At 71.8% G+C, this 24,252-nt stretch carries 20 protein-coding genes; 11 read left to right on the top strand and 9 right to left on the bottom strand.

Going from position 1 to position 24,252, the window contains the following annotated elements; genetic code table 11:
* Positions 1-4: 4 nt before the first annotated feature.
* Positions 5-1,075 carry a hypothetical protein gene (locus tag ASE20_RS14905; protein WP_056895356.1) on the bottom strand — a complete coding sequence of 357 codons (1,071 nt, stop codon included), beginning with the start codon at positions 1,073-1,075 and terminating at the stop codon, positions 5-7.
* Between the two features lie 50 nt (positions 1,076-1,125).
* Between ASE20_RS14905 and ASE20_RS14900 the strand changes: the two genes are divergently transcribed.
* The 6 genes from ASE20_RS14900 to ASE20_RS14875 all read left to right on the top strand — a co-directional run bounded on the left by ASE20_RS14900 (position 1,126) and on the right by ASE20_RS14875 (position 7,027).
* Positions 1,126-2,001 carry an NUDIX hydrolase gene (locus ASE20_RS14900; protein WP_056895355.1) on the top strand — a complete coding sequence of 292 codons (876 nt, stop codon included), beginning with the start codon at positions 1,126-1,128 and terminating at the stop codon, positions 1,999-2,001.
* Between the two features lie 193 nt (positions 2,002-2,194).
* Positions 2,195-3,292 carry a phosphate ABC transporter substrate-binding protein PstS gene (pstS, locus tag ASE20_RS14895; RefSeq protein ID WP_056895354.1) on the top strand — a complete coding sequence of 366 codons (1,098 nt, stop codon included), beginning with the start codon at positions 2,195-2,197 and terminating at the stop codon, positions 3,290-3,292.
* A 94-nt stretch (positions 3,293-3,386) separates the two neighbouring features.
* Positions 3,387-4,355, top strand: coding sequence for a phosphate ABC transporter permease subunit PstC (pstC, locus tag ASE20_RS14890; protein ID WP_082612454.1), 969 nt, complete (start codon positions 3,387-3,389; stop codon positions 4,353-4,355).
* Positions 4,352-5,407, top strand: a complete 1,056-nt coding sequence (pstA, locus tag ASE20_RS14885; RefSeq protein WP_056895353.1) for a phosphate ABC transporter permease PstA — start codon at positions 4,352-4,354, stop codon at positions 5,405-5,407. Before pstC ends, pstA begins: the two co-directional genes overlap by 4 nt.
* An 11-nt stretch (positions 5,408-5,418) precedes the next feature.
* Positions 5,419-6,198: a phosphate ABC transporter ATP-binding protein PstB gene (pstB, locus tag ASE20_RS14880; RefSeq protein WP_056895352.1), complete on the top strand. Its 780-nt coding sequence runs from the start codon at positions 5,419-5,421 to the stop codon at positions 6,196-6,198.
* Positions 6,199-6,232: 34 nt separating this feature from the next.
* Positions 6,233-7,027 (top strand): response regulator transcription factor, encoded by a 795-nt coding sequence (locus ASE20_RS14875; protein ID WP_157538458.1) that lies wholly within the window; start codon positions 6,233-6,235, stop codon positions 7,025-7,027.
* A gap of 203 nt (positions 7,028-7,230) precedes the next feature.
* On the opposite strand, the gene ASE20_RS14870 is transcribed toward ASE20_RS14875, so the two are convergent.
* The 3 genes from ASE20_RS14870 to ASE20_RS14860 all read right to left on the bottom strand — a co-directional run bounded on the left by ASE20_RS14870 (position 7,231) and on the right by ASE20_RS14860 (position 11,204).
* A complete protein-coding gene (locus ASE20_RS14870) occupies positions 7,231-8,259 on the bottom strand; it encodes an inorganic phosphate transporter (RefSeq protein WP_056895350.1) in 1,029 nt (342 codons plus the stop codon).
* 9 nt (positions 8,260-8,268) lie between these two features.
* The gene (locus ASE20_RS14865; protein ID WP_157538457.1) at positions 8,269-8,886 is read right to left on the bottom strand and encodes a DUF47 domain-containing protein; all 618 of its coding nucleotides are present in this window, start codon (positions 8,884-8,886) and stop codon (positions 8,269-8,271) included.
* Positions 8,887-9,041: 155 nt separating this feature from the next.
* Positions 9,042-11,204: an RNA degradosome polyphosphate kinase gene (locus tag ASE20_RS14860; RefSeq protein WP_082612453.1), complete on the bottom strand. Its 2,163-nt coding sequence runs from the start codon at positions 11,202-11,204 to the stop codon at positions 9,042-9,044.
* 109 nt (positions 11,205-11,313) lie between these two features.
* Here ASE20_RS14860 and ASE20_RS14855 point away from each other — a divergent pair, with 109 nt between their 5' ends.
* On the top strand, positions 11,314-12,345 hold the full coding sequence (locus tag ASE20_RS14855) for an alpha/beta hydrolase (protein ID WP_056895348.1): 1,032 nt from the start codon (positions 11,314-11,316) through the stop codon (positions 12,343-12,345).
* 92 nt (positions 12,346-12,437) lie between these two features.
* Here the strand turns inward: ASE20_RS14855 and ASE20_RS14850 are convergent, their stop codons facing one another.
* The 3 genes from ASE20_RS14850 to mshD form a co-directional block, all read right to left on the bottom strand.
* A complete protein-coding gene (locus ASE20_RS14850; protein WP_056895347.1) occupies positions 12,438-13,070 on the bottom strand; it encodes a hypothetical protein in 633 nt (210 codons plus the stop codon).
* Positions 13,052-17,539 (bottom strand): hypothetical protein, encoded by a 4,488-nt coding sequence (locus ASE20_RS14845; RefSeq protein ID WP_056895346.1) that lies wholly within the window; start codon positions 17,537-17,539, stop codon positions 13,052-13,054. The genes ASE20_RS14850 and ASE20_RS14845 overlap by 19 nt, the downstream gene beginning before the upstream one ends.
* 70 nt (positions 17,540-17,609) lie before the next feature.
* A complete protein-coding gene (mshD, locus tag ASE20_RS14840; protein WP_225869057.1) occupies positions 17,610-18,455 on the bottom strand; it encodes a mycothiol synthase in 846 nt (281 codons plus the stop codon).
* Positions 18,456-18,522: 67 nt separating this feature from the next.
* Between mshD and ASE20_RS14835 the strand changes: the two genes are divergently transcribed.
* Positions 18,523-20,094, top strand: coding sequence for an FMN-binding glutamate synthase family protein (locus ASE20_RS14835; protein ID WP_082612452.1), 1,572 nt, complete (start codon positions 18,523-18,525; stop codon positions 20,092-20,094).
* Positions 20,095-20,106: 12 nt separating this feature from the next.
* Here the strand turns inward: ASE20_RS14835 and ASE20_RS14830 are convergent, their stop codons facing one another.
* Complete coding sequence (locus tag ASE20_RS14830; protein WP_056895345.1) at positions 20,107-20,841, bottom strand: response regulator transcription factor; 735 nt, start codon at positions 20,839-20,841, stop codon at positions 20,107-20,109.
* A gap of 134 nt (positions 20,842-20,975) precedes the next feature.
* Here ASE20_RS14830 and ASE20_RS14825 point away from each other — a divergent pair, with 134 nt between their 5' ends.
* The 3 genes from ASE20_RS14825 (at position 20,976) to ASE20_RS14815 (ending at position 23,471) form a co-directional block, all read left to right on the top strand.
* On the top strand, positions 20,976-21,251 hold the full coding sequence (locus tag ASE20_RS14825) for a MoaD/ThiS family protein (protein WP_056895344.1): 276 nt from the start codon (positions 20,976-20,978) through the stop codon (positions 21,249-21,251).
* A 76-nt stretch (positions 21,252-21,327) separates the two neighbouring features.
* Positions 21,328-22,707, top strand: coding sequence for an O-antigen ligase family protein (locus ASE20_RS14820; protein ID WP_056917946.1), 1,380 nt, complete (start codon positions 21,328-21,330; stop codon positions 22,705-22,707).
* Positions 22,708-22,754: 47 nt separating this feature from the next.
* Positions 22,755-23,471 carry a TylF/MycF/NovP-related O-methyltransferase gene (locus ASE20_RS14815; RefSeq protein WP_157538456.1) on the top strand — a complete coding sequence of 239 codons (717 nt, stop codon included), beginning with the start codon at positions 22,755-22,757 and terminating at the stop codon, positions 23,469-23,471.
* Between the two features lie 67 nt (positions 23,472-23,538).
* Here ASE20_RS14815 and ASE20_RS14810 read toward each other — a convergent pair whose 3' ends face one another.
* Positions 23,539-24,243, bottom strand: a complete 705-nt coding sequence (locus tag ASE20_RS14810; RefSeq protein WP_056895341.1) for a sugar transferase — start codon at positions 24,241-24,243, stop codon at positions 23,539-23,541.
* Positions 24,244-24,252: the final 9 nt, after the last annotated feature.

Below are 24,252 nucleotides of genomic sequence, written 5' to 3'. Positions count from 1 at the left end.
GCGGCTAGCAGGAGGCGAAGAGCACCGGCCCGTCGCTGAGGTCCGACAGCACCGCGGTGCCGTCGACCGGCGTCAGGTCCAGGGTGAGCAGGGTCCCGTCGGCGACCACCTTCCCGAGGGTGAACCGCTCGGGGAAGGTGCCGCCCTGGCCGGGCGCCGGTCCGGCCGCGAGCTGGGACCGGCTGTCGGCGTCCGCGCGGGCCTGTTCGTCGGTGTCCAGCTCCATCGCCACCCGTACGACGCCGCCGGGCCGCACCCCCATCGCGAACCCGGTCAGCGGGTGCACCCCGCCGGCATCCCGGACCAGCTCGTCGGCGCGGGTCCGGTCGGCGGGGTCGGCCTCGATCATCGACAGCTCGGTGCAGGCGTGGTCGCCGGTGTAGACGACGCCGCTCAGCGCCGAGCCGATCGCGCCGGCCGCACCGGACACCGCGTCGTCCCGGTCGCCGCGCGCGGTGTCCGCGCGCTCCTCGAGGTAGGCGACGTCGTCGCTGCCGTAGAGCACGTGGGCGTCCTGGTCGATCATCAGCGCGCCGAGCTCGGGGCTGACGTTCTCGCCCAGCTTCGAGATCAGGTCGGCGCCGCCGAACCACACGCCGCCAGCCTTGTCGGGCTCCTCGAAGCCCGCGGCCCGCAGCCGGTCGCGGAGGCCCTCGACGTCGTACCCGTCGGGGAGGCCCATGATCACGATCGCGCCCTGCTCGCCCTGCGCGAAGAGCTCCCAGTCGATCGTCGCGGGGGAGAAGCCGAGCCGGTCCTGGATCACGGGCGCGGACTCGTCGAGGGCGGTGGTGCCGGAGAGGTCGTGGTCGTAGGCCTGGAGCAGGAAGTCCGCGACCTCGTCACCCGCCGACGACGCGGACAGGTCGGCACCCAGGTCCTCGCGCACGCCGGCCCAGTCGGTCCAGCTGTAGCGCGCCGTCGACTCCGGGGCGAGGGTGAGTGCGCGGTCGAGGCGGGTCCGGTCGTCGTCCCGGACCACCCACACGACGACGAGTGCGCCGACGAGAACGGTCACTGCGGCGCCGACCGCGATCCAGCGCCGGCGGGACCACGACGGGACGACTCGACGCACGGGCGGTTCTCCTGGGCAGCGCTGCGGGACGGAGTCATTACCCTAGGCCCGTGCCCGACATTCTCGCCGCCGGCGTGGTCGCATTCCGTCCCGGTCGTGAGGTCCTCCTCGTGCACCGCCCGAAGTACGACGACTGGTCGTTCCCCAAGGGCAAGCTCGACCGTGGCGAGCACGCGGTGGCCGCGGCGGTCCGCGAGGTGGCCGAGGAGACGGGCCTGCACGTGCGCCTGGGCCCGCCGCTGCCGTCGCAGCGCTACCCGGTCGCACGTCGGACGAAGACCGTCCACTACTGGACCGGGCGCGTGGTCGGCGACGACGACGTGACGGCCTACCGCCCCAACGACGAGATCGACGGCGTCGCCTGGGTGCCCGTCGGCGAGGCCGTCGAGCGGCTCAGCTACGACCACGACCGCGACACGCTGGCCGCCGCGCTGAAGGTACGACGCCGCACCCGCGCCGTGGTGGTGCTGCGCCACGGCCAGGCCCGCTCGCGCAAGACATGGCGCGGTGACGACGCGGCCCGCCCGCTGCTGCGCGCCGGCGAGCACGAGTCCGACCGACTGGTGCCCCTGCTGGCGGCGTACGACGTGACCCGGGTGACCACGTCGACCAGCACCCGCTGCGTGCAGACCGTGCGCCCCTACGCCGAGACAGCCGGCCTCGACCTCGACCTGCGGCCGCGGCTGAGCGAGGAGCGAGCGACCGCGAAGACGGTGGCCAAGGTGGTGGAGGAGCTGCTGGCGGCCGATGTCGGCAGCGTGCTGTGCACCCACCGTCCGGTCCTCCCGCTCGTGTACGACGCCGCGGGGCTCGACCTGCCGGACGACGAGTCCGGCCTCCAGCCGGCCGAGATGCTGGTGCTCCACGTGCGCAAGGGAGCCGTCGTCGCCGTCGAGCGGCACCGCCCGCGCGCGACCGCCCTGTGACCGGATCGGGCAACGCGCGGCCGAGGATGTAACCGGGGACACGGTCCGCCGCCACTCGGACCGCCACTGTTCACCGTTCGTTCAGGTCTGCTGGCCATTTGCGTTACCGACGCTGCCTAACTTCGCCAGAGTCCAGTACGAATCGAGGGGCAGAGCGTGCAAGAGCGCCCCTCACCTCTGAGAGGCAAGTTCCTTGAAGCTCAAGTCCCTCCGCAACGCCGCGGTTCCCGGCGTCGCCGCCCTCGCCCTGCTGATGAGCGCCTGTGGCGCCTCCAACGAGTCCGGCAACGACACCGACTCCACCGACGGCGGCCTCAGCGGCGAGCTCAACGGTGGCGGCGCGACGTCCCAGGAGAAGGCCCAGGACGCCTGGAAGGCCTCCTTCCAGGGCGCCAACGGCGGCAACCTGGTCGTCAACTACGCGCTGCTCGGCTCGACCGACGGTCGCAGCCAGTTCATCAGCAAGGCGCTGTCCTTCGCCGGTTCCGACTCCTACATCAAGGACGAGGACCTCACGAAGGCCAAGGAGCGCTGCGGCGGCACCATCGTCGAGGTCCCCGCGTACATCTCCTCGATCGCCATCGCCTACAACCTCCCGGGTGTCGACGAGCTCAAGCTCGACGCCGCGACGATCGCGAAGATCTTCGCCGGCAAGATCACCACGTGGAACGACCAGGCCATCGCCGCGCAGAACGACGGCGTCGAGCTGCCCGCCACCAAGATCTCGCCGGTGCACCGCTCCGACGACTCGGGCACCACCAAGAACTTCACCGACTACCTCGGCAAGGTCGCCCCCGGCGACTGGAAGTACGAGGCGGAGGACGCGTTCCCGGTCTCCGGCGGCCTCTCCGCCGAGGGCACCTCGGGTGTCGTCAAGCAGATCGGTGACGTCGAGGGTGCCATCGGCTACGCCGACGCCAGCCAGGCCGGCGACCTTTCGCACGTCTCGGTCAAGGTCGGCGACGCCTACGTCGCGCCGTCGCCCGAGGGTGCCGCGAAGACCGTCGAGGTCTCCCCGGTCGTCGAGGGCCGCGACGCCACCGACATCGCCGTCGACGTGGACCGCACCACCACGGAGGCCGGCGCCTACCCGGTCATCCTGCTGTCCTACCTGATCGCGTGCGAGACCTACGACGACGCGACCGAGGCCGCCAACGTCAAGGGCTACCTCGAGTACATCGTCTCCGACGAGGGGCAGCAGGACGCCGCCGACAACGCCGGCTCCGCGAAGCTCGCCGCGACCACGGCCAAGCAGGCCCAGGACATCGTCGCGAAGATCAGCAGCAAGTGACGTGACGGAGGGGTGAGGACGGGCGATCCCCGTCCTCACCCCTCCACTCGTCGTTCCCCCCGAACCTCCCAGCACCCGAGCACGAGGTGAACCAGTGACAGCCCCGACCGCCGAGATCGAGGACCAGCCCGCCGACTGGGCGAGCGTCCGCGGTGGGATCGGCGACCGCATCTTCTCCGGAGCGGCCCTCGCCGCCGGACTGACGATCCTCGCCGCCCTCGCCGGCGTCTTCATCTTCCTGCTCGCCAAGGGCGCGACGGGCTTCAGCAAGCCGGCCGGGGTCTACGGGCCGCACGCCGAGAGCTTCCTGGGCTACGTCTTCCCGCTGCTCGTCGGCACGTTCACCGCGTCGATCATCGCGCTGATCATCGCCGTGCCGCTCGCCTTCGGCATCGCGCTGGTGATCAGCCACTACGCGCCGAAGTGGCTCTCCGCGCCGGTCGCGTTCGTCATCGACCTGCTCGCTGCCGTGCCGTCGGTCGTCTACGGACTCTGGGGTGCGTTCTTCCTCGCCAAGAAGCTCGTGCCGATGCACGACTGGCTGCACGCCACCTTCGGCGGCTGGCCGATCCTCGGCGCCCTGTTCGGCGAGCCGAGCACGGCCGGACGCACGGTCCTGACGGCCGGCATCGTGCTCGCCATCATGATCCTGCCGATCATCACCGCGATCACCCGCGAGGTCTTCTCCCGCACGCCGCGCCTGCACGAGGAGGCCGCGTTGGCCCTCGGCGCGACCCGCTGGGAGATGATCCGGATGACGGTCTTCCCGTACTCCCGCTCGGGCATGGTCTCGGCGGTCATGCTCGGCCTGGGTCGCGCGCTCGGCGAGACGATGGCCGTCACCATGGTGCTCTCGGTCGGCTTCGACCTGTCGTGGAACATCATCGCGCAGTCCAGCCCGACCTCGATCGCGGCCAACGTCGCCCTCAAGTACAAGGAGCGCAGCGCCGACCTGCTCAACGTCCTCGTGGCGACCGGTCTGGTGCTCTTCCTGCTGACCTTCCTGGTGAACTTCGCGGCCCGGTGGGTCATCGGCCGCAGCGAGAGGCGGATGGCCCGATGACGACCGTGCAAGAGGTCCAGGAGCGGGTGCACATCCCGCTCGTCCACCCGCGCCTGCCGCGCACCGCCCCGGTGATCGTCGCCGGCATCGCCGTCGCCCTCGGGCTCCTGCTGCTGGTCCTCGGCATGGGGCTGGTGCCCGCCGTGGTCATCGCCGCTGTCGCCCACCTCGTGGTGCTGCCGCTCTGGTCGGTCTTCGTCGAGGGTCGCCGCGGTGCGACCGACCGGATGATGACCGGCCTGATCTGGGCGACCTTCCTGGTCGCCGTCGTCCCGCTGGTGTCACTGCTGTGGCGCGTGGTCGCCAAGGGTGCGGGCCGCATCGACGGCACCTTCCTCAGCTACTCGTTCTTCAAGACGCAGGTCGACCAGCCGGTCGGCATCTACCACGCCATCATCGGCACGCTGATCATCACCATCGGCGCCGCCGTGATCTCGGTGCCGGTCGGCGTGATGGCCGCGATCTACCTGGTCGAGTACGGCAAGAAGAACAAGCTCGCCAAGGCCATCACCTTCCTGGTCGACGTGATGACGGGCATCCCCTCGATCGTCGCCGGCCTGTTCGCCTTCGCGGTCTTCACGCTTGTCTTCGGTCCGGCGTACGTCTCCGGGTTCGGCGGGTCGGTGGCGCTGTCGCTGCTGATGATCCCGATCGTGGTGCGCGCGACCGAGGAGATGCTGATGCTCGTCCCCGACGACCTCCGCGAGGCGGCGTACGCACTGGGGACGCCGAAGTGGAAGACCATCGTCCGCATCGTCCTCCCGACGGCGTTGGGCGGCATCCTCACCGGCATCACGCTCGCCACCTCCCGCGTCATCGGCGAGACGGCGCCGCTCCTGCTGATCGCGGGCGCGACCGACCGCACCAACATGAACCCGTTCGACGGCGCGATGACCACCCTCCCGGTGCTCATCTACGGACAGAACCTGCGGGGCGACGCACCCGCCGAGGCGATCGCGTGGGGCGCCGCCTTCATCCTGATCATCATCGTGATGGTGCTCAACCTCGTGGCACGCATCGTCGGCAAGATCTTCGCCCCCAAGAAGGGTTGAGAGGGAACACCATGTCAAAGAGCATCGACGTCTCCGACGTCAACATCTACTACGGCGACTTCCTCGCGGTGCAGGGCGTGAACATGTCCATCCGCGCGGGTGCGGTGACGGCGTTCATCGGTCCCTCCGGGTGTGGCAAGTCGACCTTCCTCCGGTCGCTCAACCGGATGCACGAGGTCATCCCGGGGGCGCGCGTCGAGGGCAAGATCGTCGTCGACGGCCAGGACCTCTACGGCCCGGGCGTCGACCCGGTCGCCGTACGACGCCAGGTCGGCATGGTCTTCCAGCGCCCGAACCCGTTCCCGACGATGTCGATCTACGACAACGTCCTCGCGGGCCTCAAGCTCAACGCCGGCAAGCTGAAGAAGTCCGAGGCCGACGCCGTCGTCGAGAAGTCGCTGCGCGGCGCCAACCTCTGGAACGAGGTCAAGGACCGCCTGAACAAGCCGGGCATGGGCCTCTCCGGTGGCCAGCAGCAGCGGCTGTGCATCGCCCGCGCGATCGCCGTCGAGCCGCAGGTGCTGCTCATGGACGAGCCGTGCTCGGCGCTCGACCCGATCTCGACGTCCGCGATCGAGGACCTGATCCACGAGCTCAAGGACGAGTTCACGATCGTCATCGTCACGCACAACATGCAGCAGGCGGCGCGCGTCTCCGACGACACCGGCTTCTTCAACCTCAAGGCGACCGGCGAGCCCGGCCACCTGGTCGAGTTCAACCCGACGAAGAAGATGTTCGCCAACCCGGACGACCCGTCGACCGAGGCCTACATCTCCGGTCGCTTCGGCTGATCGGCGTGCTGCTCTCTCGGGAGGGCGGTCGCCGATGTTGATCGGGACTGACGTGGCGAAGCGGGACGGGCGCGTGGACGCCCGTCGCCAATCCGTGCGCGCCTACCTCCACCGCTGGACGGAGGCCACCGGAGCACAGCTCCTCGTGGTCGACCCCGAGCCGGACGAGGGCGCGCTCGCCGAGGGCATGGCAGGTCACGGTGTCCACGTGACCTGGGTGGCCTCGACGCTGGACGGCCTGGTGGAGTTCGGCAGGACCGATCCCCACGCCGTGGTCGTGGCCCCGGGCACGCCCGGGATCCCCGCGGAGGAGTTCGTCGGCCTGATCCGGCGACACGGCGCGCCGTACGTCATCGCGGGCACCGAGGACCTCGACGAGCTCACGGATGCTGCCGCGACCACGCGGCGGGGGAGTGGGGTGGGCTCGCTGATGCTCGCTGGTGCCTCCGCGGTGGTGCTGCGGCCCTACGCCCCGCAGCACCTGTGGGAGCTGATCTCCCACGGTCCGCGCTCGGTGTCCGAGCACGCCCGGGTCGAGGTCGGCCCGATCGAGCTGGACGCGACGGCCTTCACCGTGCGGGTGAACGGCCAGCGGATCGCCGACCTGCCGCTGAAGGAGTTCGAGCTGCTGCGGACCCTGATGCTGCACTCGCCCGGCGTGGTGACCGACGACGAGCTGGGCGACGCGCTGTGGGGTGACAACGGCCGTCGTCCCGGCGGCAACACCATCGCGATGCACGTGACCCGGCTCCGTGCGCGCCTGGGCACCGTGGCCGTCGTACGACGGATCCGGGGGCGGGGCTACAGCCTCACCATCGACCCGGTCTGACCGAGGTCACAGCGCCGCGTCGCGGTCGAGGGGCCGGGCCCCGCTTCGTTGGTCGAGTAGTCCGAGCCCCTGGGCGAGGACGTATCGAGACCTCTTGCCGGGCCTCGATACGCGCGTCACGACCTCGTTCCTCGGTCGTGGCGCTACTCGACCTGGCCCCTGATGCGTGCCCGGCGCTCGTTCCTCGCGCCGTGCACGCGGGCTCACAGCAGGACGAGCTTGAGGACCTCGTAGCAGCCCCACGCCGCCAGCGCGGCGGCAGGGAAGGTCGAGACCCAGGCGGCGAGGATCGTGCGCGCCATGCCCCAGCGAACCGCCGAGAAGCGCTTGGTGGCGCCGGCGCCCATCACCGCGGAGGTGATGGTGTGCGTGGTCGAGATCGGGGCGTGGAACACGAACGCGGTCGTGTAGAGCACTCCCGCACCGACCGACTCGGCCGCGAAGCCGCGGGGCGGGTCGAGGTGGATGATCTTGCGACCGAGGGTGCGCATGATGCGCCAGCCGCCGGCGTACGTACCGGCCGAGATGGCACCGGCGGCGGCGATGACGACCCAGATCGGCAGCGTCTCGATGTCGTAGGAGCCCGGGTAGGCGATCACCAGGGTCAGCAGGATGACGCCCATCGTCTTCTGCGCGTCCTGCAGGCCGTGGCCGAGGGCGAGCGCAGCCGCCGAGATCGTCTGCATGCCGCGGAAGCCACGGTTGATGCGGTGCGGGTTGCCCCTGCGGAAGATCCACAGGATCGCCGTCATCACCGCGAACGCCGCGCAGAAGCCGAACAGGGGCGAGATCACCATCGGGATGAGCACCTTCTGCACGATGGTGTCCCACTTGACCTCGACACCGCCGGCGAACGCGGCGCCCACCAGACCGCCGATCAGGGCGTGCGAGGACGACGACGGCAGGCCGAAGTACCAGGTGATCAGGTTCCAGATGATCGCGCCGAGCAGGCCCGCCATGACGATGACCAGCCCGTGGTGCACGCCCACGAGCAGGTGGCCTGTGTCGTCCTCGATGGTGACCACGTCGGCCACCGTCTTGGCGACCTCCTGACCGAGCAACGCGCCGATGAAGTTCATCAGCGCGGCCAGCGTCAGCGCGATGCGCGGGGTGAGCGCGCGCGTGGAGACCGACGTGGCGATCGCGTTCGCCGCGTCGTGGAAGCCGTTGGTGTAGTCGAACGCAAGCGCGATGACGACCACGGCGATCACGATCGCCAGGGTGAGGTCCACGGCCTTGGGTCAGCCTTCCTTGACGGCGATCTGCTCCACCGTGTTGGCGACCTTCTCGAAGGCGTCGATGGCGCCCTCGAGCGACTCGACGATGTCCTTGAGCTTGAGCACCTCGATGGTCTTGTACTCGCCCGAGAAGAGCGAGGCCAGGATCCGCCGGTGGTTGCGGTCACCGGCGTTCTCGAGCCGGTTGATCTCGATCCAGTAGTCGTCGAGCGACTGCATCGACTGCAGGCGCGGCATCGCCGCCGCCGTCAGCTCGGCGCACCGCTGGAGGACCTCGACCTGCTCGGAGAGCTCGGCCGGGAGGGTCTGGACCTCGTAGAGAAGGATCAGGTCGACCGCTTCGTCCATCATGTCCATCACGTCGTCGAGGCCGGAGCCCAGCGCGTAGATGTCCTCGCGGTCGAAGGGCGTGACGAAGGTGCTGTTGACCTTCTTCACGATCTCGTGGGTCGTCTCGTCCGCAGCGTGCTCGGCGGCACGCATGCGCTCGGCGACCGACGCCTTGTCGGAGTTGTCCGACAACATCTCGGCGAGCAGCTCGGCGCCGCCGACCAGGTGCTGCGCGGACTTGGTGAAGAGGTCGTAGAAGGAGGTATCGACCGGACGCAGACGCAGACCCACATGGACTCCCGTTGAGGCGGAGACGAACGCGATCATGCTAGGGGGTCACGAGCCGGTGAACGCAACCCGCGCTGGTTCCGCGCCCTGTGCCGCGGACCACGCCGGACCGACCCCTGCAGAGTCCTCGCAGGTCAGCCCGCGTGTCGCGGCCCGGGTCAGGAGCTGGAACGGCGGTTGCGCTGCCTCTCGATGAGCGTCTCCTGGAGGTGCTCCGCGCCGTCGTTGCGGACCCAGTGCGCGTCCGCGCCGAGCTCCCACGCCTGCGTGGTCGGCGCGAACGCCAGGTCCAGGAGGCGTCGTACGTCGTCGCGGGACTGCTCCGGGAGGCGCACCAGCACCTCGACCCGGCGGTCCAGGTTGCGGTGCATCATGTCGGCGGAGCCGATCCAGGCGGTGGGCTCGCCGCCGCCCTCGAAGGAGAAGATCCGGCTGTGCTCGAGGTAGCGGCCGAGGATCGAGCGCACCTTGATGTGCTCGCTCAGGCCGGGGACGCCGGGGCGCAGCGCGCAGATGCCACGCACGAGCAGCTCGACCGGCACGCCCTCGGCGGAGGCGAGGTAGAGCGCGTCGATGATCTCCTCGTCGACGACCGAGTTGGCCTTGATCCGGATGCCGGCGGGCAGGCCCGCCCTGTGGTGCTCGATCTCGCGGTGGACCAGGTCGATCAGGCCGGTGCGGACCGAGTCGGGAGCGACGAGCAGCTGCTCGTAGGTCGCCTTGCGGGACCAGCCGGACAGGTTGTTGAAGAGGTGGGCGACGTCCTCGCCGATGGTCACGTCGGTGGTGAGCAGGCCCAGGTCCTCGTACATCCGCGAGGTCTTCGGGTTGTAGTTGCCCGTGCCGATGTGGGTGTAGCGACGGATGCCCTCGGGCTCGTCGCGGACCACCATCGCCAGCTTGCAGTGGGTCTTGAGGCCGACCAGGCCGTAGACGACGTGGCAGCCGGCCTTCTCCAGCTTGCGCGCCCAGCGGATGTTGGCCTGCTCGTCGAAGCGGGCCTTGATCTCGACCAGGACCAGGACCTGCTTGCCGGCCTCGGCGGCGTCGATGAGGGCGTCGATGATCGGGGAGTCGCCGGAGGTGCGGTAGAGCGTCTGCTTGATCGCCAGCACGTGCGGGTCGGCCGCCGCCTGCTCGATGAAGCGCTGCACCGAGGTCGCGAACGAGTCGTAGGGGTGGTGCAGCAGGACGTCGCGGCGGCGCAGGGCCTTGAAGACGTCGACCGGCGCGGCCGACTCGACCTCGGCGAGGCGGGCGTGGGTCGCCGGCACGAAGGAGGGGTACTTGAGGTCGTCGCGCGGCAGGTCGGCGATCGAGTGCAGGCCGCGCAGGTCGAGCGGTCCGGGCAGGCGGAAGACCTCCTCCTGCGTGATGTCGAGCTCGGAGACGAGCAGGTCGAGCACGGACGGCGCGATCGACTCCTCGACCTCCAGGCGCACCGGCGGGCCGAACTTGCGGCGCAGCAGCTCCTTCTCGAGCGCGGCGAGGAGGTTCTCGGCGTCGTCCTCCTCGACCTCGAGGTCCTCGTTGCGGGTGACGCGGAAGGTGTGGACCTCCAGCACCTCCATGCCGGGGAAGAGCCGGCCGAGGTGGGCGCCGATCACGTCCTCGAGCGGGACGAAGCGGGCGTTGCCCACGGCGACGAAGCGGTCGAAGTTCGACGGCACCTTCACGCGGGCGAAGTGCTCCTTGCCCGTCTTCGGGTTGCGGATCAGCACGGCGAGGTTGAGCGAGAGGCCCGAGATGTAGGGGAACGGGTGCGCCGGGTCGACCGCCAGCGGCGTCAGCACCGGGTAGACCCGCTCCTTGAACAGCTTCTTGCAGAACTTCTGCTCGTCGCGGTCGAGGTCGGCCCACCGGACCAGCTCGATCCCCTGCTCGCGCAGCGAGGGGACGATCTTGTGCTGGAAGACGCTGGCGTGGCGCTGGCTGAGCTCGTCGGTGCGGGTCCAGATCGCCTCGAGCACCTCGCGGGGCATCAGCCCGCTGGCCGCGCGTACGGCCAGGCCGGTCGCGATCCGGCGCTTCAGGCCGGCCACACGGACCATGAAGAACTCGTCGAGGTTGCTGGTGAAGATCGCCAGGAAGCGGGTCCGCTCGAGCAGCGGCAGGCTCTCGTCCTCGGCCAGCTCCAGCACCCGCTCGTTGAAGCGCAACCACGACAGCTCGCGGTCGACGAACCGGTTGTCGACGGACTCGATGTGCTCCACCAGCGCCGGGTCGGGGGTGTAGGGCTCCACGACGCTCTCCGTCGCGACCGCGCCGTCGCTCGTCGTACCGAGGGACGGGGCGAGGTCGGTCTGCTGCTCCGTGGACATGCATCGAGTGTGGCATTCCTCGGTGAACGGGAGGTGACCTCGACCGCCGCCGGCCGGGAACCCGGGCACGGGTGAGCGAGCGGGCCCGCGCAACCTCTAGGTTGTCAGCGTGAACCTCCGCGCCACCGCCGAGTCCGTCGCCCTGAAGTCGCTGATGGGCCTGCCGGCCGCCGCCCAGCGCGTCATCGCCGGCAAGGCGCTCGTGCTCGACGGGCAGACGCTCGCGACCGATCTCCAGGTGATGCTCCGCCTCCAGCAGCTGGCCCGCCGTGGTGAGCTCGGCGTCCCCGACATCGAGCGCGGGCGCGCCGACCTGCGCGCCAACGCCGGGCTCGTGGGCGGGGACCAGCCGATCGGTGCGGTCCGCGAGCTGACCGTCGCCGGCCTGCCCGCCCGCCACTACCTGCCGCACGGAGCGCGCCCGGCGTCGGAGGCCCAGCCGCTGCTGGTGTTCTTCCACGGCGGTGGCTTCCTGTACGGCGACCTCGACTCCCACGACGCGCCCTGCCGCCTGCTGGCGGAGGAGTCCGGCGTGCCGGTGCTGGCCGTCGAGTACGGCGTCGGCCCCGAGCGGCCCTTCCCCGGCGGCTTCGACGACGCCTTCGCGGCGCTGCGCTGGGTCCACGACAACGCCGCCGAGCTCGGGGTCGACCCCACCCGGATCGGCGTCGCCGGCGACTCCGCCGGCGGCAACATCGCGGCCTTCACCGCGCTCGCCGCCGCCCGTGCCGGCGTGCCGCTCGCGTTCCAGCTGCTGATCTACCCGTGCACCGACGCCCGCCGCGCGACCGAGAGCCTCCGGCTGTTCGGAGAGGGGCTCTACCTCACCGCCGAGTCGATCGCGATGTTCAACGAGATCTACCTGCCCACGCCCGCCGACCTCGCCGACGAGCGGGTCAACCTGCTCGGCGTCGAGGTCCCGGCAGGACTGGCGCCGGCGTACGTCGTGACGGCCGGCTTCGACCCGCTGCGCGACGAGGGCGAGGCCTACGCCCGCAAGCTCGCCGACGCGGGCGTCGAGGTGGAGCTGCGGCGGTTCGTCGACCAGATCCACGGGTTCCTGAACATCCTCGGCGTCGGCCGGTCCAGCCGCGCTGCGGTGCTGGAGATCGCGGGGCGGCTGCGGGTCGCGCTGCGTTGATCCGGGAGTGCAGGGATACCCGCCTAGGCGGGGATTCCTGCGGTTGGTGACGGTTGCAACCGTCACCAACCGCAGGAGAAGGTCAGCAACCCTCAGAGGTCGGCGCGGTATTCGCGCATCTGGCGGACGAACTCGGCAGCGTCGACCATCGAGCCGTCGACCACGAACGGGTCAAGGCCGCGGCGTCCGAAGTGGACCGCCCACCCGGAGTCGCCCGGCTGGCCGACCATGTCGACCGACGTCTCGGGCTTGCGGAGGTCGAAGCGGTACGACGACTCGCCCTGCTGCACGTAGACCATCCCGCGCACCACGCTGACCTCCACGGGCACGACCTTGGTGCGGGCGGCGCCCCACGCGAGGCCGAGGGTGAGCACGACCATCCCGAAGCCGAAGGGCGTGCCGAGCTTGCCGTTGAGCAGTGCGAGGAGCGCCACCATGCCGGAGACCACCGCGGTGGCGCCGAGGACCATGGACAGCACGCGGGGGTCGCTGCCGTCGCCGGTGAGCCGGTCGTCCGTCGTACCGTCGAACAGGGACAGGTGCCCGCTGTCGACGACCGGCGCCGCCTCGAGAGCGGCGATCCGGGCGCGCGCGGCGTCGAGCTCGTTGGTGAGGCCGGCGAGCTGCGCCTCCGCGGCGGCCGCACGGCGGGCGTAGGCGTCCCGCTCGGCCTGCAGGGCCGCGAGATCCGGAGCCGGGTCGGTGCCTAGAGGTCCGGTCGCCATTGCCGAAGTGCCTCCAGGAAGGTGTGCGCGTCGACGCTGCGGCTGTCGATCGCGACGGGGGACATGCTGCGGCGCAGGATGTTGATGCGCCAGTTGCGCGAGCCCGGCGTACCGGTCTGCTCGATCTTGGTGTTCGGGCTCGTCAGGTCGAACTGGCTGCTGAAGTCACCGAAGGTCACCTTGAGCACGCCCTGCTCGTCGATCGCGACGGTGCGGGTGCTGTTGATCGCCTTGAGGGCGTACATCAGCAGGATGGTCGCCACCACCGTGAGCGTGGCGCTCAGCGGGACGTCGTCGAGGATCGTCTTCTTGACCGCCATCTGGCCCACGACCGCGGCGCAGGCCACGGCGAGGAGCAGGGCGATGACGGCGAGGCTGGAGTTGCCGCGCTTGGAGTGGAAGGGCACGACGCGACCGGTCGTCGCCGGGCGTTCGCTCGCGAAGGCGGCCACGGCGTCGCGGCCGGCGTCCGCGTGGGACGGGCGGCGGACGGGCACGGGGGCTGGTTCGGGCTCGGGGGTCGGCTCGGGCTCGACGGCGGTCTCGACGGTCGGCTCCGGGAGGACGAACGGCTCGACCTCGGGCTCGACGGACGCTTCCGGCTCGGGCTCGGGCTCCGGCTCGGGCTCCGGCTCGGGCTCGGGCTCCGGCTCGGGCTCCGGCTCGGGTACGACGAAGGGCTCCACCTCGGCGGCGGGCTCCTCGGTCGGCTCCTCGTCGAGCTCGGCGACCTGGGTCGGCTCCTGGACGGGCTCGTCCTCGCCGACCGGCGAGGGGGTCTCGAGGTCCGGCTCCGGGTCTGCGTCGGCGGCATCGGCGTCGATGTCGACCAGGTCCTCGGTCTCGTCGACGGTCTCGATGCCAGCGCGCCACTGCTCGACGAGCGTCGGCGGACGGTCGAACTCCACGGCCTCGGGCTCCGGCTCGACGAGCGCCTCGGGCTCCGGCTCGACGAGCGCCTCGGGCTCGGGCTCGGGCTCGGGCTCGGGCTCCGGCTCGGGCTCCGGCTCCGGCTCGACGATCGCCTCGGGCTCCGGCTCGGGCTCGGGCTCGGGCTCGGGCTCGGGCTCCGGCTCGGGTACGACGAAGGGCTCCACCTCGGCGGCGGGCTCCTCGACCGGCTCGACCTCGACGAGACCCGCGACCGGCTCCTCCTCGATCTCGGGCTCCGGCTCGGCCGCAAGCTCCGGCTCCGGCTCGGGCTCCGGCTGGGGCGAGACCTCCGGCTGCACCACGGCGACCGGCCACACCGCGGCGGGCGCGGGCACCGGGGTGGGCTCGACGGCTGCCTCCTGCTGGGCCTCGAGGCGGGCGCGGATCTGGGCGACCTGATGGGCGAGGTCCGAGGCCTTGGCCTCGGCCTCGGCGCGGACCCGGGCTGCCTCGGCGAGGGCGTCCTGGCGCTCCTGGGCGAGCTCACCGGCGCGGGCCTCGGCCTCGGCGCGGGCGGCGGCCTGCTCGGCGGCGCGGGCCTCGGCTGCCTCGCGGGCCTGGAGGGCGTCGGCGACGGCCTGCTCGCGGGCCAGGTTGAGCTCGGCGGCACGGGCCTTGGCGGCCTCGCGGGCCTGGTTGGCCTCGGCGAGGGCGCGCTCGCGCTCCTCGGCGAACTCGGCGGCGCGGGCCTCGGCCTCGGCGCGGGCGGCGGCCTGCTCGGCGGCGGCGGCCTCGGCGTCGACCCGGGCGCGGGCGTGCTCGAGGGCCGTCGCGCGGGCCTCGACCAGCTCGGTCTGGAGGGCGTCGAGGGCGGCCTGGTGGTTGGCGGCGGCCTGCCCGAGCTCGGCGAGCGCGCTCGTCGCGCGCGCCTCGGCCTCGGACCGGGCGCGGGTGGCGTCCGCGGCGAACTCCGCCGCGAGTGCCAGTGCCTCGGTGGCTGCCTTCTTCTCCTCGGCCAGGGCGGCCGCGGAGGCGTGTGCGGCGGCTGCGGCGGCCTGGGCCTCGCTGGCGAGCTCGAGCTGCTCGCGCGCCGCGACCTCCGCCAGCCGGCGGGCCTCGTGGGCCTGCTGGGCGCGCTGGGCGTGCTCGGCGGCGGACTCGTCGGCGGCGACCCGGGCCTCGGCCTGCTCGGCGGCGCGCGCGGCGGCCTCCTCCGAGCGCTGCTCGGCGGCCTCCGCGGTCTCGAGGGCGATCCGGGCGAGGTCGGCCTGCTCCATGGCGGCCTGCTCGGCGGCCTGGCGGGCGACGTGGGACTCCTGGGCGAGGCGGGCGTGCTCGGCGGCAGCCTGCTCGGCGGCCGCGCGCTCGTCGACGGCCTGACGGGCGAGGGCACCGTGCTCCTCGGCGCTCGCCGCGGCCTGCTCGGCGAGCAGACGTGCCCGCTCCTCCGCGGCCTCGGCGGCGCGGTGCGCCTCCTGGGCCAGGGCGGCCTGCTGACGGGCGGCCTCCTCGGCGAGGGCGCGGGCCTGGGCGATCTCGGCGGAGGTCCGCTCCGCGGCCTCCCGCTCCTCGAGCATGCGGCGGGCGAACTCGGCGTGCTCGGCCGCGCTGACCGCGGCGGCCTCGGCCATCACGCGGGCGCGGTCCTCGGCGGCGGCGCGCTCCTCGTGGGCCTGGCGGGCTGCGTCGGCGTACGTGCTCGCCGCGGCCTCGGCCTCCTGCCGGGCGGCTGCGGCGGCGGCGGCCAGGTCGGCCTGCTGGCGGGCGGTGGCCTCGGCGGCCTCGCGCTCGGCGTGGGCGGCGGCGGCGCGCTCCGCCTGCTCCACGGCGTGCCGCTCGGCCTCCTCGCGGCGCGCCGACTCGGCGTCGGCCAGCTCGGCACGTTCGCGGGCAGCCTGCTCGGCGGCCAGGCGTGCGGCCGCCTCGGCGCGCGCCAGCTCCTCGGCCTCGGCACGCGCGCGGTGCGCTGCCTCGGCCGTCTCGGCCTGCTCCTGGGCGAGGCGGTCGGCCTCGGCCCGCGCCTCGCTGGCGCGCTGGGCGGCCTCCTCGGCGGCGATCCGCTCGGCGGCCTGCTCCGCGGCGGCCATCTCGGCGTCGCGCCGCAGCCGGGCGGCGAGCGCGGCGACGACGTCGGCGTTCGCGGGTGCCTCGGTGACGCCCTCGGTGTCCTGGGCCTCGGGGTCGACGGTCGGCGTGAGCTCGGCCTCGATCTCGGCGCGGACGTGGGCGAGGACCTCCGCCGGGCGACGCGGTACGTCGGCCTGCTGGTCGATGCCCGCGATCGGCTCCTCGAGCATCGGCGGCTCGACGAACTCCTGCAGCGGTCGCGCTTCGGGCCGGGGCGCGGCGCCCGGCGAGTTGCGCCGACGCAGGCGGGCGAGGCCCTTCGGGGCCGCGACCGGGGTCGGCTCGGCGAAGCCGCCGTCGAAGGCGGCCGCGATGATCCGCTGGCCTGCCTCCTCGTCGGACGCGTGGTGGTCGCCGAGCTGGCCGGTGAGGCTGCTCGGGCGCGGGGCCGGGTCGTCGGCGGGTACGTCGGCCTCGACCGTGTCCTCGGTCACCGGCTCCTCGGTGGGCCCGGCCTCGGCGGCGGGCTCCTCGGCGGCGGGCTCCTCGGCGGCAGGCTCCTCGGCGTCGGGCTCCTCGGCCACCTCCTCCAGGACCTGGGTGGCGGGCTCGTCGACCGGGTCGTCAGCGACCTCGTCGAGCGGGTCGGTCAGGGGATCGGTCAGCGGGTCGGTGAGCGGATCGCCCATCGAGGTGCGCGTGGCACGGGAGATGATCGCGGACCAGTCGTTGCCGTCGTAGGACTCGCCGCCCTCGTCGGTCAGCGGCCGCGGGGCGGGCCAGGCAGGGGGAGCCTCGCCGTCGTACTCGGCCACCGACGGTTCCTGGCGCACCCGGGCCATCCGCGCTGCCAGGCCGCCCTCGGCAGGTGCCGGGGGCTCCTCACGGTGGACGGCACGGTCGATCAGGGCGGCCCAGTCGGCCGCGGACTCGCCTTCCGCCGCGGGCGTTGTCGTCGGCTCGGGCTCGGGCTCGGGCTCGAGGGCCGCGTCGGTCTCCTCGGCTTCCTCGGCGACCGGCTCGTCGACGGCTTCGACCTCGTCGACGGCCTCGACCTCGTCATCGACCTCTGGGTCGACGTCCGGCTCCGGCTTCGCTCCGGCGACGTCGTCGGACTCCTGCGCGCCACCGGAGTCGGCCGGCGACACCAGCGCGCCCCAGTCGATGTCGTCGTGGTCGACCGCGTCGAGCGGACCGGTCCGGGAACCGACCCGCGCCGCGATGTCGTCGGCCGCGTCGGGAGCGCCCTCCACGTCGTCCGGCGAGGCATCGCCCAGCAGCTCGGCCGGGGGCTCGTGCACCGCAGGCGTGGTGGGCTCGGGGGAGTCCTCGCCGACGACCATGCCGGAGGTGTGGCTGCGGCGCAGCAGCTCCTGCAGGTCGTCCGCGTCGAGCTCGCCGACGGGCGGAGCGGTCTCCTTGTCATGGCGTCGCCACAACCGACCTCGCCGCCCCTTGCCGCGCTCGGAGCGCGACTCGTCGAGCCCGGAGTCCTCGGACCCGGGCTCGTCGTCGGTGACGGAGCTCATGGAAGGTAAATCTACTCAGACGTCTCGGGGTTACGCGGAATGTCCCAGAACCTGGGGGCGGCCGGGGCCCTCAGGGCCGCCGGTACTGCACGTGCGTGTCCCGCGGATCATGCGTGAAGCCGAGCGTGCCGTACAGGTGGCGCGCCGGTGCGTTGTCGGACTCGACGTAGAGCAGCACCTCGCCGACACCGCGCGAGGCGAGGTGGTGCAGGCCGGCGAGGGTCAGCGCCCGGCCCAGGCCGCGGCCCTGGGCGGCGGGGGAGACGCCGACGACGTACACCTCGCCGGTCGCCGCGTCGTGCTGCTTGGTCCAGTGGAAGCCGAGCAGGTTCCCGTCGGGGTCGACCGCGAGCAGCAGCCCGGCCGGGTCGAACCACGGCTCGGCCATCCGCTCGGCGAGCCCCTCGTGGTCGAGCCCGCCCTGCTCGGGGTGGTGGGCGAAGGCGGCGGCGTTGACCGCGAGCAGCGCGCCGGCGTCGCCGTCGCCGTAGTCCCGGATCCGTACGTCGGCCGGCAGCTCCGTCGCCGGCAGGGGTACGGCGGTCGGTCGCCTCATGACCCAGAGGTCCCGGGCGCGGACGAAGCCCAGCCGGTCGGCGATGGCGCGGGCGGCCGGGTCGTCGCCGTGGGACCAGGCGGCGAGCTCCCCGGGCTGCTGGGTGGCGAGCCGGGCAAGACGCTGACCGAGCCCGGCACGGCGGGCGGAGGGGGCGACGGCGACGTCCAGCTCCGCGCCCCGGCGCAGGGCGAAGCCCTCGGCGGTCACGAACGCGTCGATGCCGTCGAGGCCGTGCCGCAGGCGTAGGTCGGCGGCCTCGTCGAGCGGGTCCGCCTCGCCGGCGGCGCGGATCGCGGCGCGCACCGCGCCGATGGCCGCCAGCGCGGAGGGGCCGGTCAGGAACTCCTCGGTGGGCACCCTTGGACGCTATCGCGGGCCCTTCCGACCGTTTACATGTGACGCCACGACACGGTAGACCTGCTCCATGAAGCTCAGCCACGCGGTAGGTGGGGCAGCCGTGGCCCTGGGGGCCGTCGCCGTGCGCGACCTCATCCAGAAGAAGCACGCGCTCCAGAGGAACTTCCCGGTGATCGGCCACGCCCGGTACTGGCTGGAGACGATCGGGCCGGAGCTGCGGCAGTACATCGTCACCAGCAACGAGGAGGAGCGGCCGTTCAGCCGCGACCAGCGGACGTGGATCTATGCGTCCAGCAAGGAGCAGAACAGCTACTTCGGCTTCGGCACCGACGTCGACGTCGAGCACACGCAGGGGCACGCCTACATCAAGCAGCGCACCTTCGCCGACAAGCTGCCGAGCGACCAGGACCACAACTGGACGCTGCCGAGCGCGAAGGTCCTCGGTGGCCCGCGCGGCCGGGCGAAGGCGTTCCGGCCGGGCTCGGTGGTCAACGTGTCGGCGATGAGCTTCGGATCCCTCTCGTCCAACGCGATCACCGCGATCAACAAGGGCGCCGCGGCCGCGGGCTGCCTGCACAACACCGGCGAGGGTTCGATCTCGCCGTACCACCGCAACGGTGCCGACCTGGTCGTCCAGATCGGTACGGCGTACTTCGGCTGTCGCGACGAGAACGGCAGCTTCTCCCTGCCCCGCCTGAAGGCGATGCTCGAGACCGCGCCGGTCAAGGCGCTCGAGATCAAGCTGAGCCAGGGCGCCAAGCCCGGTCTGGGTGGTCTGCTGCCCGCGCCGAAGGTCACCCCGGAGATCGCCGAGATCCGCGGCATCCCCGAGGGCAAGGACTGCTCGTCGCCCTCACGGCACACCGCCTTCCACGACGTCGACTCCATGCTCGACTTCGTCGAGATGCTCGCGGCGGAGACCGGGCTGCCGGTCGGCATCAAGTCGGCCGTGGGCGCGATGGACTTCTGGGAGGAGCTCGCCCGGCTGATGGAGCCGCGGCAGCGCGGCGTCGACTTCATCACCGTCGACGGTGGCGAGGGAGGCACCGGTGCGGCCCCGCTGATCTTCGCCGACTCCGTGTCACTGCCGTACCGGATGGGCTTCTCCCGGGTCTACGGCACCTTCGCCGAGCTCGGGCTGACCGACGACGTCACCTTCATCGGCTCGGCCAAGCTGGGCCTGCCGGACAACGCGACCGTCGCGTTCGCGCTCGGCGCGGACATGATCAACGTCGCCCGGGAGGTGATGTTGTCGATCGGCTGCATCCAGGCGCAGAAGTGCCACACCGACCACTGCCCGACCGGCGTGGCCACCCAGAACCCGTGGCTGGTGCGCGGGCTCGACCCCGTGTCGAAGGCCGAGCGCTGCGCGGTCTACCTGCGTACCCTGCGCAAGGAGCTGACCCGGATCTCCGCGGCGGTCGGCGTGGCGCACCCGGCGCTGATCACCTGCGCCGACGTCGACATCTTCAACGGCGACTACGACGCCCGCTCCCTCGCCTCCGTCTACGGCTACAAGGACGGTTGGGGCGAGCTCGGCCCGGCGCTGAAGGAGGAGGTCCTGCGGTTCATGCACCCGCAGGAGCACTTCGACGAGCGGGGCGAGAAGACCGCCGGCCGGGAGGCCGAGCAGCGGTGAGACCTCAGCCGGTCAGGCGTCGACGTCCTCGGTGAGCCGAGCCGAGTCGGCCTCCGCCGCGGCCTCCTTCGACGGGAGCACGAAGCGGTAGCCGACGTTGCGGACGGTGCCGATCAGGGTCTCGTTCTCGGGGCCGAGCTTGGCGCGCAGGCGTCGCACGTGGACGTCGACGGTGCGGGTGCCGCCGAAGTAGTCGTAGCCCCAGACCTCCTGCAGCAGCTGCTGGCGGCTGAAGACCCGGCCCGGGTGCTGGGCGAGGAACTTCAGGAGCTCGAACTCCTTGAAGGTCAGGTCGAGCACGCGGCCGCCGACCTTCGCGGTGTACGTCGCGTCGTCGACGACGACCTCGCCGGACCGGATGACGTGGGCCTCCGGGTCCGCGGCGTCGCGGGCGGCGGCGAGCCGGCCGATCGCCAGCTTGATCCGCGCCTCGAGCTCGGCCGGGCCGCACGTGTGCAGCACGACGTCGTCCATGCCCCAGTCGTGGTTGACGACGGCGAGTCCGCCCTCGGTCGCGACCAGGAGCACAGGTACGTCGGTGCCCGTGGTGCGGATCAGCCGGCACAGGTCCCGTGAACCGGCCAGGTCCTGACGGCCGTCGACGAGGAGCAGGTCCGCTTCGGGCGCCTCCAGGAGGGCGCTGCCCTCAGCGGGGAGGATCTTGACGTGGTGACCGAGCAGCGCAAGTCCGGGAAGCACCTCTGCAGAGGGCTGGAGCGCGCTGGTCAGGAGCAGAAGTGTGCTCACCTGGGTCTCCTCACTGGTGCCTGCAGGTCGTGCAGGCCCATGTCGAGAGACCGAAACGCAACGCTGGGCCCCGGCCGGTTTTCCGTGTAGGGGAGGATATCGAAACAGGACGGCAACGGGGAAGGGTCGCGACGGTGAATGAGACCGAGGTCATCCGGGTCCGCTACTGGGCCGCCGCGCGGTCCGCGGCGGGCGTGGCGGAGGAGACGGTCGCCGTCCCCGGTCCGGTGAGCCTGACCGCACTGCGCGAGGAGCTCCTCGCGCGCCACCCCGACGGACGCCTCGGCGACGTCGTGAAGGTGTGCTCGGTGCTCGTCGGCGACCGGCCGGTGTCCTCCGGGGACCCGGCGGAGGTCGTCGTACGGCCGGGGGAGACGGTCGAGTTCCTGCCGCCCTTCGCCGGCGGCTGATCAAGCGCGGGATCCGTCCCGCCCCTGATCTAGACTCACCCTCGCCGTCCGCGACGGACGTAGCCGAAGGAGAACCGTGTCGAACCAGAGTGTCGCGCCCGCGATGAGCTCGTCGACCGGTCAGGAGACCACGGGTGTCGTCGAGCGGCGCCTGGTGACCGTGGGCCTGTGGGGCCTGACGATCGCGCTGGTCGCCGCCTCCTCGCGCGGCCCGATCGCCGCGGCGCTGGCGCTGATGGTCGCCGGGGGTGTCGTCGCGCTGGCCGTCCTCGGTCGTGAGCGGGTCGCCATGGCCGCCATGATGCTGGCCTTCGCGACCTCGCCGATGTACAAGGGCGTGATCTCGCCCGGCGGTGCCGAGAGCCCGATCTCGCCGACGGACCTGGTGTTCGCGCTGGCCGTGCTGCTGCTGGTCCCGACCCTGATGCGCCGCTCGCTGAACCTGCCGCTGACCTACATCATCGGCATCTCGCTGATCCTGGTGACCGGCACCCTGTCGACGGTCTTCTCGCCGGCGCCGTTCATCAGCGCGGTCCAGTTCGCCCAGTGGCTGGTCATGATCGTCGGGCTCCTGGGCCTGCTCGCGCTGTGGGCGCCGAGCTGGCGGACCATCGACATCCTGCTCTGGTGCTACGTCGCCGGGCAGATGGTCAGCCTGGCCTACGCCCCCGTCGGCGGCGCGGTCGGCAACCGCAACCAGGGCATGGCCAACCACCCGAACGAGTTCGGCGGCGCGGGCGTGATGGCCTTCGCGGTGCTGATGTACCTGTGGCGTCGCAACGACGCGGTCTGGTACCGCGTCATGGTGGCCGGCTTCGCCGCCGCGTCCGCCGGGTCGGTCGTCATCAGCGGCAGCCGGGCCGGCGTCGCGGTGCTCGCCGGCCTGATCCTGATGGTCCCGTTCGTCGAGCGGTCGGCCTTCAAGGGATTCCTGCTCGCCATCGGCGGCGCCCTCTTCGTCTTCTCCCTGCCCTACATCGTCGGCCAGTCGGGCGAGGGCTCCGCGATCACCCGGCTCGCCGGTTCGGCCGACGCACTCGGCGCCGACAAGGCCCGCACCGAGGCCCAGAAGTTCGGTGTCGACCTCTTCCTCCAGCACCCGATCCTGGGCAACGGATTCGCCGACTCGATCTACGCCCACAACGTGTTGCTGGCGGTCGCGGCGAGCATCGGCATCGTCGGGCTGCTCGGCTACCTCCTCGTGCTCTTCACGCTCGCGCGCCCGATCATCGGCAACCACCCGAACCGTCGCATCGGGTACGCCGTGTGGGCGTTCATCGCGATCACGCCGACGTTCCCGGCACTCGAGGACCACACGCTGTGGGTGCCGATGGCGCCCGCGATCCTGCTCGCCGTGCGCGCCGGCTCCGGCGGCCGGGAGGACGGCGACGAGGCCGCCGAGCCGGACGTGACGGACACCGGGGCGGCATCCGCACCGCGTCCTGTGATTGGGTAAAGAGCGGCGCTCCTCCACCCCACACGGCGCCGCAGGAGATCTCGGTGATGCCCCCAGCAGCAGTACAGCGCGCCCTGGCGAGGGCGCGGCTCTCGTCCAAGGTCGCGATCGCGAAGGCCGGACGCGACAGCCGCCGCCTCGACACGATCGTCAACCTCCCCAAGATCGAGACGTGGCGTCGTGAGCACGTCCCGGCCGGCACCCCGGCGTTCACGGACCGCGAGCTCATGTACGACCACCTGCACGCCGAGCTGATCGGCGACAAGGCGATCGACTACCTCGAGTTCGGCGTGTTCGAGGGCCGCTCGGTCCGGCACTGGGCCGACCTCAACACGAACCGGGACTCCCGCTTCTTCGGCTTCGACTCGTTCGAGGGCCTGCCGGAGGAGTGGAAGCGCTTCGACCGCAGCATCGCGGCCGCGCACTTCGACCTCCAGGGAGTGGTGCCGGAGATCGACGACGAGCGGGTCTCGTTCGTCGCCGGCTGGTTCCAGGAGAGCGTCGACCCGTTCCTGGAGACGTTCACGCCGCGGCACCAGATGGTCGTGCACATCGACGCCGACCTGTACTCGTCCGCGCTCTACGTGCTGACCCGGTTCAACGCTCTGCTGACGCCCGGGACGATCGTGATCTTCGACGAGTTCTCCTCGGCGCTCAACGAGTTCCGGGCGTTGGAGGACTACTGCTCGGCGTACATGCGGGAGTACGACGTGCTGGCCCACGCCTGGCACTACTTCGGCCAGGTCGCCATCCAGATGCGCTGACGCGGGCCCGCACCGACGCAGGAGCCCCCGGCCACTGGCCGGGGGCTCCTGTGCGTGCTGGTGGGCGTCAGGCGACGTCCGCCTCGGCACCGTAGTAGCCGGTGCTGAGGTCGGGGACCTGGACGGTACGACGGGCCGGCCGGCCGATCGCCATGGCCATGGCCTTGTCGTAGGTCATCGGCTTCTTGAGCCCGAAGGTGATCAGGACCGTGGACAGCAGGATCCGGAAGTCGAGGATCACGCTGGGCCGGGTCGCGGCGCGGTGCGAGTAGGCCGCCTCGAGCTCGAGTCGCTGCTGGTCGGTGACCCCGTGCCGGCCGATCAGCTGCGGCAGGCCGGTGAGGCCGGCGGGAGTCTCCCACCGGGTGTCGAGGTCGGGGTGGAGCTCGACGAGCGCCTCGCGGACCATCTCGGTCAGGGGGCGGGCGCCGACGATGGTCATGTCGCCACGCAGGACGTGGACGAACTGGGGGATCTCGTTGAGGCCGAGGCGGTCGAGGATCCGACCGACACCGGTGTAGAGGGGCGAGTCGGGCGGGGTGTTCAGGAACCGGCCGGCGTCGACCGGGGCGACCACCTTGTTGGCGTCGCGGACCATCACCCTCAGCTTCACCATCTCGATGATGGTGCCGGGGCCGACCCACCGCCGGGAGCGGTAGAAGATCGGGCGTCCGGAGAAGATGAGGACGGCCGCAGCCGAGAGGGTCACCACAGGGACCCAGACGACGGCAGCGAGGCAGATGACGACGACGTCGAAAACGCGCTTGCGCAAAGCTGCAAA

Origin of the sequence: Nocardioides sp. Root240, from assembly GCF_001428825.1 — a bacterium.
In the GTDB taxonomy this organism is placed as follows: Bacteria; Actinomycetota; Actinomycetes; order Propionibacteriales; family Nocardioidaceae; genus Nocardioides.
This window is presented reverse-complemented; position numbering and strand designations above follow the sequence as displayed.

Bases quoted from the DNA above. Each gene is read 5' to 3' on its own strand.
- pstA (WP_056895353.1), top strand. From the start codon at position 4,352: ATGACGACCGTGCAAGAGGTCCAGGAGCGGGTGCACATCCCGCTCGTC.
- pstB (WP_056895352.1), top strand. From the start codon at position 5,419: ATGTCAAAGAGCATCGACGTCTCCGACGTCAACATCTACTACGGCGAC.
- ASE20_RS14875 (WP_157538458.1), top strand. From the start codon at position 6,233: ATGTTGATCGGGACTGACGTGGCGAAGCGGGACGGGCGCGTGGACGCC.
- ASE20_RS14860 (WP_082612453.1), bottom strand. From the start codon at position 11,204: ATGTCCACGGAGCAGCAGACCGACCTCGCCCCGTCCCTCGGTACGACG.
- ASE20_RS14850 (WP_056895347.1), bottom strand. From the start codon at position 13,070: ATGGCGACCGGACCTCTAGGCACCGACCCGGCTCCGGATCTCGCGGCC.
- ASE20_RS14845 (WP_056895346.1), bottom strand. From the start codon at position 17,539: ATGAGCTCCGTCACCGACGACGAGCCCGGGTCCGAGGACTCCGGGCTC.
- ASE20_RS14835 (WP_082612452.1), top strand. From the start codon at position 18,523: ATGAAGCTCAGCCACGCGGTAGGTGGGGCAGCCGTGGCCCTGGGGGCC.
- ASE20_RS14815 (WP_157538456.1), top strand. From the start codon at position 22,755: ATGCCCCCAGCAGCAGTACAGCGCGCCCTGGCGAGGGCGCGGCTCTCG.